12 protein-coding genes are annotated in these 13,992 nt (G+C 60.1%); 4 read left to right on the forward strand and 8 right to left on the reverse strand.

Annotated features, from left to right (window positions below; genetic code table 11):
• Nucleotides 1–330: 330 nt before the first annotated feature.
• Complete coding sequence (locus OHL16_RS05910) at nt 331–1,710, reverse strand: APC family permease (RefSeq protein WP_263366139.1); 1,380 nt, start codon at nt 1,708–1,710, stop codon at nt 331–333.
• A gap of 41 nt (nt 1,711–1,751) precedes the next feature.
• Nucleotides 1,752–3,344, reverse strand: coding sequence for an ArnT family glycosyltransferase (locus tag OHL16_RS05915; protein ID WP_263366140.1), 1,593 nt, complete (start codon nt 3,342–3,344; stop codon nt 1,752–1,754).
• 171 nt (nt 3,345–3,515) lie between these two features.
• On the opposite strand from OHL16_RS05915, the gene ypfJ reads away from it, so the two are divergent.
• Nucleotides 3,516–4,376: a KPN_02809 family neutral zinc metallopeptidase gene (ypfJ, locus tag OHL16_RS05920; RefSeq protein WP_263366141.1), complete on the forward strand. Its 861-nt coding sequence runs from the start codon at nt 3,516–3,518 to the stop codon at nt 4,374–4,376.
• A gap of 7 nt (nt 4,377–4,383) precedes the next feature.
• On the opposite strand, the gene glgA is transcribed toward ypfJ, so the two are convergent.
• Nucleotides 4,384–5,832 (reverse strand): glycogen synthase GlgA, encoded by a 1,449-nt coding sequence (glgA, locus tag OHL16_RS05925; RefSeq protein ID WP_263366142.1) that lies wholly within the window; start codon nt 5,830–5,832, stop codon nt 4,384–4,386.
• A 73-nt stretch (nt 5,833–5,905) separates the two neighbouring features.
• Between glgA and rsmA the strand changes: the two genes are divergently transcribed.
• The gene (gene rsmA / locus OHL16_RS05930) at nt 5,906–6,703 is read left to right on the forward strand and encodes a 16S rRNA (adenine(1518)-N(6)/adenine(1519)-N(6))-dimethyltransferase RsmA (RefSeq protein ID WP_263366143.1); all 798 of its coding nucleotides are present in this window, start codon (nt 5,906–5,908) and stop codon (nt 6,701–6,703) included.
• Here the strand turns inward: rsmA and OHL16_RS05935 are convergent.
• From OHL16_RS05935 to OHL16_RS05955, 5 genes are all read right to left on the reverse strand, one after another.
• The gene (locus tag OHL16_RS05935) at nt 6,700–8,313 is read right to left on the reverse strand and encodes a DUF6600 domain-containing protein (protein ID WP_263366144.1); all 1,614 of its coding nucleotides are present in this window, start codon (nt 8,311–8,313) and stop codon (nt 6,700–6,702) included. The two genes, rsmA and OHL16_RS05935, sit on opposite strands and share 4 nt — an antisense overlap.
• A gap of 67 nt (nt 8,314–8,380) precedes the next feature.
• Nucleotides 8,381–9,106, reverse strand: a complete 726-nt coding sequence (locus OHL16_RS05940; RefSeq protein WP_263366145.1) for a hypothetical protein — start codon at nt 9,104–9,106, stop codon at nt 8,381–8,383.
• Entirely contained in the window at nt 9,103–9,612 is a 510-nt protein-coding gene (gene ruvC / locus OHL16_RS05945) for a crossover junction endodeoxyribonuclease RuvC (RefSeq protein WP_263366146.1), read from the reverse strand. Before ruvC ends, OHL16_RS05940 begins: the two co-directional genes overlap by 4 nt.
• 53 nt (nt 9,613–9,665) lie before the next feature.
• The gene (locus OHL16_RS05950) at nt 9,666–10,436 is read right to left on the reverse strand and encodes a thiazole synthase (RefSeq protein ID WP_263366147.1); all 771 of its coding nucleotides are present in this window, start codon (nt 10,434–10,436) and stop codon (nt 9,666–9,668) included.
• A 456-nt stretch (nt 10,437–10,892) separates the two neighbouring features.
• Complete coding sequence (locus OHL16_RS05955) at nt 10,893–11,168, reverse strand: metal/formaldehyde-sensitive transcriptional repressor (protein ID WP_263366148.1); 276 nt, start codon at nt 11,166–11,168, stop codon at nt 10,893–10,895.
• A gap of 406 nt (nt 11,169–11,574) precedes the next feature.
• Here OHL16_RS05955 and OHL16_RS05960 point away from each other — a divergent pair, with 406 nt between their 5' ends.
• Complete coding sequence (locus OHL16_RS05960) at nt 11,575–12,981, forward strand: carbohydrate porin (RefSeq protein ID WP_317891034.1); 1,407 nt, start codon at nt 11,575–11,577, stop codon at nt 12,979–12,981.
• Nucleotides 12,982–13,002: 21 nt separating this feature from the next.
• On the forward strand, nt 13,003–13,950 hold the full coding sequence (locus OHL16_RS05965) for a prepilin peptidase (RefSeq protein WP_263366150.1): 948 nt from the start codon (nt 13,003–13,005) through the stop codon (nt 13,948–13,950).
• Nucleotides 13,951–13,992 lie beyond the last annotated feature (42 nt).

The following is a 13,992-nucleotide window of genomic DNA, read 5'->3' on the forward strand; positions in this document are numbered from 1 at the left end:
TCAAGCCCCCAAACCGCTCAACCACATCCAAATCAACAACTTCCCGATGGCAGAATAGTTTTCCTAACTCGCTATAATAGAAATAGGCCAGAGCCCCGGCATCCCCGGGGCTTCCACATTTAACTCCACAACTCATTTGTCTTTAATACTTTAAAAATTAAGCCCTTTAGATAGAATACTTTACATCCTAAGTCCAAACCTAAACCAAATAGAATGAATATTTTACGCAAGACCATGGGGGGAAGGGGGTTACCAAGACGCCCCTGCCGACTCGCTAACTTGCTGACTCGCTAACTTGTTGACCCGCTGACTCGCTAACTTGCTGACTCACTACCTCGCTGACTTGCTGACTCCCTGAGCAACCCTGCTCCGCTGGAACGCCTTATGCAGCGGAATCCCCAGCAGGATCACACCAGTCCCGATCAGCGAGTTCCGTGGCTGGTCGGCAAACGAGAAGACCAGAAGCACCACCGCCGCAGCGATGAACAAGCCGGGCAGCACTGGATAGCCCCAGACGCTGTAAGGCCGCTTCGCCTCAGGCTCGCGCCTGCGGAAGACGAACACCGTGCTCGCCGTCAGGGCATAGAAGAACCACTCCGAGAAGATCGCCAGCGAAAACAGCGCCTGGAACCTGCCGATCGCCAGCAGCAACAGCGAACTCAGCACCGCCTGCAGGATCAGAGCCGTCGAAGGCGTCTCAAACCTCGGATGCACATGCGCCAGCCGCTTGAAAAAGAGTCCATCGTGCGCCGCGGCGAACGGAACGCGTGCGCCCGACAGCGATGAGCCGACAAACGTGGCGCAGATGCTCACCGCCATGCCGATCGACACCAGCCCCGAGCCCCACGCGCCCGCGATCGAGCGCAGCGCATCGGCCGCCGGCCGGTCCGCCGTGGCGATCGCCGCCGCGGGCATGACATATTGAATGGCCGCGTTGGTCAGCATATACAGCCCGCCGACGATGGCCACTCCTCCCACCAGCGCCACTGGCAGGCTGCGCTGCGGACGCTTCACCTCGCCGGCCATCTGGGTGACATCGCTCCAGCCGTCGTAGGCCCATAGCGCCGCGATCAGCGCAATCATGAAGCCGGAGAACCCTCCCCGGGCCCCGGCAAAGCTGGTCGCGAAGTTATGCCACGAGCCATGGCTGCCCGCGGCTCCAAAACAGAAGCCTGCGATCACAATGATTAGCAGCACCTTCAGCCACGTCAGCGCAAGCTGCACATTGCCCGACTTGCGAGTGCCAAGAATGTTCAACCCCGTAATCAGCCACGTCATCGCAATCGCAAAGACCTGGCTCCACAAGAGCGGCCCAATCGCAGGCCGCGAGAAAAAGCTGAAGATCGCAAACGTCCCCAGCACGCGAGCCAGGCCAGCGGCGATCGTCGCAATCGACGCAGGCTTCGCAATGGTGATCCAAGTCCACATGTACAGAAAGGCAACCAAATCGCCATACGCTTCCCGCAGAAACGCATACTCGCCGCCATACTTCGGCCGCATCGCGGCAATCTCCGCGTACGTCATCGCGCCAAACAGCGACAGCAGGCCGCCAGTGATCCACACCGCGTAGACCATGCCGGACGAGCCAACAGCCGCCATCATCTCCCGCGGCACAAGAAAGATGCCGCTTCCGATGATGATGCCGACAACGATGGAGGTAGCGTGCGAGGCGTTGAGAACGCGCGGGAGCTCTGTTCTGGTTTCCTGCATGAGGGATGCACGGAGAGTAGCACACTCCCGCGCAATCTCAGCTAGATGTAGTGCTTGAAGTCATCCCAGTCGTCAACGATGTTCTTGTGCCGCCCGCGCACCAGGTAGATATTGCGCCGTTCATAGGGCATCGAGAGCGGGCTGTCCATCCGCCCGGCGACAGTCACTGAGTCGTAGTACTTGCGCATCTCCTCAGGCGACGCGCCGTTGACGACGATCATCACCTCGCCCGTATACCCATGCGGCCCCCACAACCAGTAATTGTTGTGCCCGCTGATTGCGAAAGGAAGTCCATGTCCGAGAAAATTGATCGCGCTCGCCTCACCATAGTTCGAGCAGAGGATTCCGACTTTCTTCTGGTCCTCGGGCGAGAGCGAATGATAGATGCGCGTGACTTCATCGACCTCTTCCCGCCAGCCGAACCGGTCTGCATAGAACTGCGGCAGCGCTCCGCTCGCCTCGTTCTCGGTGTTGTCGCTTGCGTTGTAAAGGTGCATCGCCTTGGCATAGGCAATCCATTGCGCCGGCGGCATCGTCGGTATCGACATCGGTAGCACCACCACCGCAACGACCAGCAGCACCGTCTCCATCACAGGAAACGCAAAGGCCCGGTCCTGCCTGACGGCTGCCCGTTGAGCAAAACGCATCTCCCATGCGATACCGCCAGCGGCATACAGGATGGGATAGATCGGAGAGACGTAGTAGTCCTTCGCATGCAGAGCCATCATCGCGGCAAGGAACAAGAGATATGTCCACGCCAGCCATCGCCAACCCTTGGCTGCAGGATTGCGAAACAGCCATACCAGCCCAGCGCCCCATATGAGCACCGCAACCGGCTGCATATTCAGAATCTGCTTCCAGAGAAACGGCAGTGGGGCTAGTTTGATGTTCTTGTTCTCAATCTGGCCATTATGCAAAAACTCGAGCGTCGGCCAATGATAGTGAATCTGCCATAGCAGGTTCGGAAGCGCGATGAGAATCAGAAACGCAACGCCAGCAGCGGCCCAGCGGCTGAAGAGTACCCGCCGTTGCCGAGTCAGCAGCAACCCTGCAAGCAGCGCCACAAGAAAGAACGTCATCGATGGCTTATTCAGCAGTCCGATTCCACCGGCAACGCCAAACAGCAACCACCATCTCTCGCTACGGCCGCGGACGACCTGGATCAGGGAAAAGAGACAGCCCATCCAGAAGATCGACTCGAAGGAGTTCATCGAAAGATAGCTATCGATCCCCAGATACTGCGGCGCAACCAGAACCCCGATCATTGCCAACGTCTGCGCCGGCCTGCGCCCACCGAGAGCCCAGACCAGCAACCCCGTCAGCAGCACGCGCGCCGCGCCCGCCATCGCCGAGAACATCCGAATGCCGACGAGCGACTTGCCGAAGATCAGTTCGCCAAGCCTCGCCTGGATTGCAACGATCGGCCCCTGATCGACGTAGCCCCACGCAAAGTGGCGGCCGCATATCAGGTAGTAGAACTCATCACGGAAGTAGCTGTAGCCAATATGCTGCTCCCACGCCGTCGCAACAATATGCAAGACCAGCTTGATCGCGGCAAACAGCGTTGCCAGGCGAAGCGCCGCGGCGAGGGTTTGGTCCACAGGGCGAACGACCGTCGTAGTCGCATTCGGCATGCGATTCTCTCTCCTGAGAGGGATTTCAGCATCGTTTCCAGCGGACACTAAAGCACATAGCGACCGCCTTTGACTGGTCCACTGCTGCTTGCCTAATCTTGGAGCATCATACGGATCCAGTGGGCCGCCTTGTTCCATCAACCGATGAATTTCTTGCTTATGGAGTAAATCATGGACTGGACACCTGGCGGTCTCAGCAACGACGTAGAAGACAGGCGACGCTCTTCAGGTGGCGGCTTCGGCGGCGGAGGCCTGGGAATCCTCGGCATCGTAGTCCTGCTCGTCATCAGCCTGATCACCGGACGCAACTTCATTGGCGCTTACTTGGCCGGCGGCGGCGCAGTTGCGCCGCATTCTGCCGACCGCCGCGCCATCTCTCCCGGCGAAGACCGCTCGGCGCAACTCGTCTCGTGGACGCTGGACGATGTGCAGAAGACCTGGACACAGCTTCTTCCTGAGCAGACGGGACACCCCTATCGCCACGCCAAGCTCGTCCTCTTCCGCGACTACACCCGGTCCGGCTGCGGCGTCGCACAGTCTCAGACCGGCCCCTTCTACTGCCCGGCCGACGAGAAGGTCTACATCGATCTCAGCTTCTGGAACGAGCTTAGGCGCATAGGCGGCAGCACGGCCGACTTCGCTCAGGCCTACGTCATCGCCCATGAACTCGGCCACCACGTGCAGAACATCCTTGGAATCGAGCAGAAGCTTCGGCAGCTCTCCAGCCGGAGCCCATCGGAGACCAATTCTCTTTCGGTCGATCTCGAACTCCAGGCCGACTGTCTCGCCGGAGTCTGGGCGCACAGCACCGATCAGCGCAAGCTGGTCGATCAAAGCGACATCAACGCTGGCCTCCGGGCTGCCGCAGCGGTTGGCGACGACCACTTGCAGAAGATGGAGCGCGGCACCGTCAGCCCCGAGACGTTCACGCACGGAAGCTCCGCACAGCGCACTGGCTGGTTCAAGCGCGGCTTCGATGAGGGAACGGTCGCGGCGTGCAATACTTTTGCGACAGGCGGCCAGCTCCATTGAAAACCGACTAGCTCCGGTTCTGAATCACCCGCTCGTACACCCGCACATACTCCCGCACAGACTTCGACCAGGAGAAGTCCTGCGCCATTCCGCGCTTCATCATCGCAGTCCACTCCTTCTTGTTGCGGAAGGTGCCAAGCGCGCGCTCAATCGCCGTCATCAACAACGACGCGTCATATCCCCGGAACTTGAAGCCGTTGCCGCTGCCGTCAGGCTGCTCGTCTATCGTGTCGTCGAGCCCTCCCGTCGCCCTCACGATCGGCACGGTCCCATACTTCAGGCTGTAGATCTGGTTCAGCCCGCCCGGTTCGTAGCGCGACGGCATCAGGAACATGTCTGACCCGGCCTCAATCTTGTGCGCCACTACGTTGTCGAACTTCACCTGCACCCTGACCTTCGCGGGGTGTCGCGCGGCAATCTCAGTCAACTGGCGCTCGTAATACTCTTCCCCGTTGCCGAGCATCGCCAGCACCATGTCCTGCTGGACCAGGCGATCCATGATCTCGACGATGAAGTCGAAGCCCTTCTGTGTCGCGAAGCGCGAGACCACGCCAATCACCGCCGTCTCGTCGCTGACTCCATTGAACCCGAAGGCGTGCAGCAGATCGCGCCTGCACTCCTTCTTACCTGCAAGCTTGTCAGCCGTGTAGTGCGCGGCGATATACGGATCGATCGCCGGGTTCCACTCGGTATAGTCCGCGCCGTTCAGGATGCCGAACAGGTCGCCGTTCCGCCGCCGAAATATCCCTTCCAGCCCGTTGCCGTACTCCGGCGTCTGGAGCTCCTCGGCATACTTGCGACTGACCGTCGTGATTGCGTCGGAGTAGATGACGCCTCCCTTCAGGAAGTTCACCTTGTCGTAGTGCTCCAGCTTGTCCATGGTGAACATGTCCCACGGCAGCAGCAATGTCTCCATCGTGCGCGGCGGAAACGTGCCCTGGTAGCCGCCATTATGGATGGTCAGCACGGCAGGAACGTGACGAAAGACCGGGTCGAAGTAGTATGTCGAGCGGAGATAGACCGACACCATCGCGGCCTGCCAGTCGTGCACATGGAAGACGTCTGGAATCCCCAGCACCTTCGTCGCCTCGATCACGGCGCGGCTGAAGAGACCGAACCGCTCTGCGTTATCCGGATAGTCGCCCGACGGTGTGCCATAGAAGCTCTCGCGGTCAAACATCTCAGGGCTATCGACAAAGTACATCTGGACGCCGTGCGCATTCCCGCCGTCCACAATCCTTGCAAAACGGTTGTAGTACGAAAACGGAATCGTCACGCTCTTCAGCACAACCGGCGGATCAGGAACCGCCTTCGCGACCTGACGGTAATAAGGAATAAACACTCTGACTTTGTGCCCCAACTTGGCCAGCTCTCGCGGAAGACCACTGACTACATCCGCTAGCCCGCCTGTCTTCGCCCAGGGAGCGCACTCCGACGCCGCAAAAACGATATCCATCCTTTGTCCCTCGATCCCGAAACGTTAGTCTATACAAAGAGATGCCCAATGCGTTTCCCGCGCACCACGACGAATGAAACATAAAGCGAAACTCGGACAGAATTTTCTGGTCGATGAGGCCGCGCGTCACGCCATCGTGGCAGCGCTCGGAGACATCAGCCAGCGGACGGTGATCGAGATCGGCCCCGGGCGCGGAGCCATCACCGAAATCCTCGCCTCACGCTGCAAACGGCTGATCGCGCTCGAACTTGACCGCGAACTGGCCCCCGAGCTTGCTCACCGCTTTCGCGACCAACCCAATGTCGAGATCGTAGAGATCGACGTGCTGAAATCCGACCTCGCATCTCTCGCCCCTCAAGACGAAACAGCGGACGTCATCGGCAACCTGCCGTACTACATCACATCCGACATCCTGCTCCACCTCTACGCCGCTGCCGCGCAAGTCAAGCTGGCGCGAGCCGTCGTCATGATGCAACGCGAAGTCGCGGAGCGAGTCTCCGCCTCTCCCGGCAGGCGAGAGTATGGACTTCTCTCTGCGACCACGCAGATGTATGCGCGAGTCGAGAATCTATTTACCCTTCCACCCTCGGCCTTCTCACCGCCTCCCGAGGTCCACTCAACTGTGCTCCGGCTGGAGTTCGCACCACGATTTCACGAACTGCGCGTCGACGCAGCAGGATTCGACGCCTTCCTCAAACAGATATTCGCGCAGAAACGCAAGACGCTGCACAACAACCTTCGGGCCGCAGGCTACTCCACTGCGCAGCTGACCCATTGGCCCACCGGCATATCGCAGCAGGCGCGGGCCGAATCCCTCACACTGGAAGCAATGGCAGAGCTCTATCGCGCGCTGAGCAAGCACGCTCTCTAACGGCTTCGCCCAGAACCCGCCGCCCCCGAATGCCCTCCAGACGGAGCGGAAGGTCCCGCCGGCGAATGGGACATCGGCGGCGCAGAATAGTGCGGCTGTAACATCGGCGGCGCATAGTACGGCTGTGGCATCGCGTAAGAGGGGTGAGGCATTGGAGCCTGAGCGCCATGTATCTCCACAGCCGGGATATGGCCCACAATCGGAGCTGGTCGTAAAGACTGAGCGGCCGGTCCGGAGCGGAACGACGAATACGGCTGCCTCTGCACTGGCATGTTCGGCACTGTCTGACGCTGCCCAGTGACACTTGGCCCAGTCACAATTACCGATCCTGGATGGCTAGTGCGGTCAACCGGGAAATCCCGCCGCAAGGCTGCTCCCGTGTTGCCACTCTGAAATGCTTCGCTGCCGCCGACCGGATGCAATGGAGTCGCGATCTGCCCGGCAATTGTCCGCGTCTCCTCCGGCGCATGCAAAGGCCTCGTAGGCTTGGTCAGCCGTCCAACACTCACAATCGGATGCACGCCCTGCGGGCCACGCACCGGCACGGTCGGGGGGCGATATCCCAACGGAGGCCGGCCTATATTAATCACGGATACTCCGCCAAAGCCCCATCCACCGAAGCCGCAACCGATTCCCGGCGCCCAGCCCCAGCCAAAACCGCCCCAGTACGACCAGTTTCCGCAGCGGTATGGCGTCCATCCCCACGGATATCCCGACGCCCATAAATACCCCAGGCCTGAAGACCACACCCAGCTCCCGTAGCCATAAGGATCGAACCCTGAATCCAGCCCTGCCGTCGGCTGCCACACCAGCCCCTGCCCCGGCACGTCATACCACGTCCCATACGTGTCAAGGTCGGACCAGCCATAGCCCTGGTTCCCGGCAAATCCGTCACGAGCGCTGGTGCGGGCCGCTGCCTGATCGGCCGCCGCCTGGTCCCGGTCTGCGTTCCACGTGTCCCACGAGTCCTCCGCGATCTGCTGTATCAAGAGGAATCTGTTCGGCGACGATGAATCATCGATCACACTTTGCCCAGCCTGCACATCCGTGCGATACCCCCCAGTTCGCATGTCGACCCGCTCGACATGGACCGCCCCTGAAAACACCGCAATCAGTGCTGGAGGCTGATCCAGATTTACGCGAACCGTCGCATCCACCAGAGGAGTAATCACGTCTCCGCCCGCAGCCAGCCTGTACTCAACCGTCGAAGAGGCACGCAACTCCGCATACACCAGGCCTCCGACCACGCTCATATGCGTCTGAAAATTACCACCCTCATCAACCTTCAGCGTATCCAGACTTAGCGTCGAATACGGAGTAAGCCGCACCACGCTGCCGTCCTCAAACTCCACCTCGGCCTGCCCATTTTCCTCGGTGCGGATGCGCTGTCCCTGGGACAGGGGCATATTCAACTGTGCCTTATAGCTGCCCCCGGTGCGGACGAGATCCACCTTGACACTGCCCTGAACATAGCTAAGCCGAGCAGTGCGGTGAGCACCTTCGGCTTCCGCCCACAGCAAAGTTGACGCCCCCGCTAATACCAGCGCAATCAGCACTCGCCGGATTCCCCACCCAGGAACTCCGGAACGCAACCAAGGATGGCCCTTCATAAAGGACTCCGTACTACATGCAACACTTGATGATTAGACGCGAGTCGCGCTCAGAGGTTCCCTGGCGCTACTTGCTATTGTTCGCCAGCTCCAGCAGTTTTTCAGCCCGTATTCGCACTCTCTGGAGCACGGAGTCATCGCTGGCCAGCGACGTCAGCGTGTCCGAGATCGTCCCCAACTCCAGTGCGCGTTTCTGCTCCACCTCGTGCGTGAGGGTCTCCATCTCGGCATCCAACCCCAGGCGGTCATAGCGGTGTAGAAATTCCAGACGCCGGCCCGTGTCCATCGTGAAGGCGATGGCCTCAAACATATCCGTCAACACCATAACGCCTTTGTTCTCTGAGAAGTTATAGGTGCAGGCTCCGCGCCCATCGGGCCCGGAGTAGCTCAGCGTCTTGTTGCCTGTATCGGCAATGTTTTTTGCCTTCGACGCGCAGGTCATGTTGAAGTGGTTGAGCGAACGGGCCGTCTTGAAGATCATCGCTACCGTCGGCGCACTTAGCGTGATGGGGCGATCAATGGGCTTCCCTGCCGTATGTTGTGACACAGTTTGAGTTCCAGCAACCGGAGCCTCCTGGGCCTGATACCGTCCGCTGCCATCCTCATGGACTAGAAGAGTGAAGTGAGGAACCGACAACCCTACTCGATCGAAGTTGAAGCTTACCTCCGGCAGGGTCGAAGCTGATAGATCGTTCGATGTCGTACCAGACTGTCCCGCGAAGGCATGCCCGGAACCTGCCGCCAGAACGACTCCCAACACTACTCGCGGCAACGCATTCCTCATCACATTCATCGGCGGACCCCTTGCGCCTCAAGCGTCTGCGCCGTATGGATATGGCAGATGGCAATCGCCAATGCATCCGCTGCGTCAGGCGATTCGGGGGCGCGATCCAGTTCCAGCAGCCGGGTCACCATAAACTGCACCTGCTCCTTCGCCGCCAGGCCGTAGCCGACGACGGAGCTCTTGATCGAGAGCGGAGCGTACTCGGCAACCGGCAGACCGCAGCTCGCAGCCGCCAGCATGGCCACACCGCGCACCTGCCCCAACTTCAGGGCCGACTTCGCATTGGCCGAAAAGAAGACCTCTTCAATCGCCACAACATCGGGCTGATGCAACGCAAGCAGCGCAGTCAGCTCCGCGTACACCTGGGCCAGCCGGTGCGGCGTCTTCTCTTTCTTGCTAAGCCGAATCGTCCCGGCAGCAATATGAGCGAGACGGGGCATCCGCGAGCGGTCGTCGAGTTCGACCACACCATAGCCGGTGAACTCCGTGCCGCAATCGATTCCGAAGACACGCATGGGCGAAGTTTACTGCATCTGCGGCTGCAAGCCGCTGACAAGCTTGAGTCCCGCTATCGCGAGATTCCCTCGACTGGCGAGCTCGCCGTCGCATACAGCTTCTTTGGCATCCGGCCTGCCAGATATGCTTGCCGCCCGGCCAGCACCGCATGCTGCATCGCCTCAGCCATCAGCAGCGGGTCCTGCGCCTGAGCGATCGCCGTATTCATCAGCACCGCGTCGAACCCAAGCTCCATCGCCACCGAAGCGTCTGAGGCCGTTCCCACCCCTGCGTCGACAATCAGAGGAACCTCCGTGATGAGTTCCCGCAGGATTCGCAGATTCGCCGTATTCTGCAGCCCCAGGCCACTGCCGATCGGCGCTCCAAGCGGCATGACGGCCGCAGCTCCAGCGTCGATGAGCCGCTTGGCAAATACAATATCGTCAGATGTATACGGGAGAACCGTAAAGCCTTCCTTTACCAAAACCCGTGTGGCCTCCAGCGTCGCCTGCACATCCGGATACAGCGTCTTCTGGTCGCCGATGACCTCAATCTTTACCCAGTCGGAAAGCCCGACCTCCCGCCCCAGCCTTGCCGCGCGAATCGCCTCCTCGGCGGTGTAGCAGCCCGCCGTATTCGGCAACAGGAAGTAGCGTTGCGGATCGATGTAGTCGAGCAGCGACTCGCTCGACCGGTCGAGGTTCACCCTCCTTACCGCGACAGTCACCATCTCCGCGCCCGAGGCCTCAATCGCTGCCTGCGTCTCAGGTCCGTCCTTGTACTTTCCCGTGCCAACAATCAGCCGTGACTGAAAGGCCCTGCCCGCAATAACCAGAGGTGTCATGTCGTTATTCTAAAGCCGAAGACGCAGACGGCCCGCACTCCATGTGGAGCCACGGGCCGCATGCCGGTGAACTGTTGAGATTGACCTGAGGCGTCCGTACTCGGAGGGCCTCGGCGTTGAGCTTCGAAGTTGAAGACCGCCAGGACTAGAGCAGGGACGCTCTAAGCCTCAGTCACCTCACGTGTATTGATGCAACTCTTACTGTCAGATTTCATAGGCTGGATCACCCTCCTTTCCCGTGTACAGGCAGCTTACCGCCAGGAGCAGCCGCATGCAAGCGGCCCCTCGCACCCCGGCATCAAGGAGTACTCAGGCGAAATTCGAATAAATCATGGAACACTATTTTTAGTTAACCACGGTTAACTTTGATGATATGCTGCTATCAACGACTTAGATACGCAAACATACAAAACGCAACTTCGCTCAAACCCAAAAGGAGGCATCAGCATGCGACTACTACTTGAGATAGGCGCGCACGAGATCGATTAGGTCCTCGCCCAGTTCTGGGGTCAGCGGAGCGTGGCCATCCTGCAGCAGATGCAGCCGGACGTGGTCCTCGAGGACCTCCGCCATCAACCCATTGATTCCACCACGCACCGCGGCTAGCAGCATCAGGACATCGGCACACTCGTGGTCTTCTGAGGCCAGTGCCCGCTCGACGCTGTCCATCTGACCGCGAATCCGCTTGACTCGGTTGAGTAGCTTGATCTGTTCTCTTCTGGTATGGGACATCTCACCTCCCCGTAAATACTATATGGGGGTATACTATATCGAGTGTCAACCCGTTGTGAAGATCGCAGAACCAATGCCTTCGCACACAGAAAGGAGGAGTCAGCCAATGATTAACCGGATGTTGCACCTCAATCGCTCCAAACAACATACTGCGAATCCACGTACCGGGATCATCCGCCGCTGGGTCGAAACTACCAATGAGCGTTGCCCGCTCGCCTGCGTCTGGTCCGCCCTGCCAGAGACCATCGACGAACAAGACGACGACCCCGGATTAACTCGGCCTGCCTTCTCTCGCCCCCCGGGGAAGGCAGGCCGTTTGCGCTACGTTTACATTCTTCCAGCATCCTCGTTAACATTGCCCCGGACACTCAAAAATTCGTCGCAAGCTCTGGCAGCTCTTCTTCTTTTGACACTATCCCTCTTCGCACATGCACAGGAGATGGCGCTAGGCGCCGCCCACCCCAGCCCCCGGGTTAAGCTGCCCGATGCGCCGGTGCCGGCAGGGGACTCCTCGGCGACGGTCTTCCCTCACCCGGAGGGCGCTCCATGGCTCATCACCGGACAGGCAAACATCATCTTTCAGGCGCACGGCCCATTTCACTCACCATATGAAGGGCCAAACAGCCTGCTTAGCCGCGGCGAGTACAAGACCTCATTGGTCGGCACGCTCTTTCTCGGGCTCCAGTTGCATAGGCATGCCCGCTACAACACCGACGCCATTTTGGATGTCGAATCCACAGGAGGCCGCGGCATCAGCGAGGCGCTGGGACTGGGTGGCTTCACTAACCTCGACGTCGTGCGCAACCCTAATCTGGGTTCCGCGCCCTACGTCGCCCGTGTTCAGTTACACCAGACCATCGGCCTTTCAAGCAAGCTCGTGGACGTCAGCCGCACCCCATTCTCGCTCGCGACACAGGCCCCTGAGCGCCGGCTGGAGCTTCATGTCGGCAAGCTGGGCATGCCCGACTTCTTCGATCTCAACAGCATCGGCACCGACAGCCATCTCCAGTTCCTCAACTGGACCACCGACAACAATGGCGCATGGGACTACGCTGCCGACACCCGTGGCTACACCTACGGAGCCATAGCCGAGTACATCGACAAAGGTTGGTCTGCCCGCTACGGCGTCGCGTTGATGCCAAAGGTCGCCAACGGAATCGATCTCGACTGGAACCTGCGGCGCGCCAGCGGCCAGAATGTGGAGTTCGAGTTGCGCCGCTCGCTCCTGGGAGGCCTCGTCAGCTCAGACCGCAAGGGAGTCGTTCGAGCGCTCGGTTACGTGAACCACGCGCACATGGGACTCTACCGTGACGCAGTCAAGGCATATCTCTCGGGCGTCGGTACCCGGCCTGAGATCACTTCAGTGGAGAAGTTCGGTGCCGTCAAATATGGCTTCGGACTCAACGCAGAGCAGGAGCTCACCCAGGACCTGCGCGCCTTCCTCCGTTTCGGCTGGAACGAGGGGCAGCATGAGTCCTACGCATACACCGAGGTCGACCAGACGATCGAGTTCGGCGGCGACTACGCCGGCCGGCGCTGGTCCCGCCCCTACGACAAGCTGGGCCTCGCCTTCAGCTCGAACGCCATCAAGCGCGACCACCAGAACTACCTGCGCTACGGTGGACTGGGCTTTCTGCTCGGCGACGGCAAACTCAACTACGCGCGCGAAGACATCCTCGAGGGCTACTACAACCTGCGCGCATGGCGCGGGGTCTACTATGCCCTCGACATGCAGTTCATCAATCATCCCGGCTACAACAAGGACCGCGGCCCGGTGCTGGTCGAATCCGTCCGCATGCACGTCGATTTCTAGATTGCGCCGTATACTTCAAGCGTGAACTCTCGCATCCTCTATGAGATTGCCGGGTTTCTTCTCGGCCTGCTCTTTGGCAGCTTTTTGAACGTCTGCATCTCCCGCCTGCCCTGGCACGAATCGATCATCCACCCGCGTTCGCGCTGCCCGGAGTGCGGAGCCGCCATCCGCTGGTACGACAACATTCCGCTTCTTAGCTGGCTTCTCCTGGGACGCCGCTGCCGCGACTGCCACCAGACCATTCCCCCGCGCTATCCGCTGGTCGAGCTTGCCGTCGGCATCTGGTTCGCCGTCCAGGCAGCACGCCTTCACACGCTGCTCAGCTTTTACTTCTGGAAACCCAGCGGCGTCGGAACGACGTCGGACGCAGTCTCTGGCATCATCGTCAACGTCGCCGTCACTATCCTTGGCTTCCTGCTCATCGGCCTCATCGTCATGGACTGGCAGACGCAGTTGCTGCCGGATGCCTTTACGCTCACAGGAATCGCGGCCGGCCTGTTCCTCATCTGCACGCAGGCTATCTTCCTCGGCCCAAATGAGGGCCAGGTCCTGCTGACCCGTCAGAGTATCCACCTCTCCAGCCCAGGAGGAGTCAGCGACCGCGGCAACGTCTTTCTCACCGGCCCTGAAGCCCTCATCGGCGGACGCGTGCTCGCCGTCTGCTGTGCCGCGCTGCTGCTGCTCCTGGTGCGCTGGCTCTACCACGCGCTCCGCCGCCGCGAAGGCATGGGCCTGGGGGATGTGAAACTTTTTGCAATGATCGCGTCTCTCCTCGGCTTCTGGCCGGCAGTGCTGGCGTTGTTTGCCGGCGTGTTGACGGCGAGCGTCTACGGAGTCGTGCTCATGGTGCGCGGCAAGGCAGCGCTGGCAACGAAGCTCGCTTTCGGCAGCTTTCTCGCTGCTGGAGGCCTATTCGCCGCGCAGTTCGGGGACAGGATCATCGAGTCCTACAGCGTGCTGATGCGATAGCACCGTAAGCGTCGGCTAACTTGACACTTGTCAGTCACACTC

Source organism: Edaphobacter bradus (genome assembly GCF_025685645.1).
GTDB lineage: Bacteria > Acidobacteriota > Terriglobia > Terriglobales > Acidobacteriaceae > Edaphobacter > Edaphobacter bradus.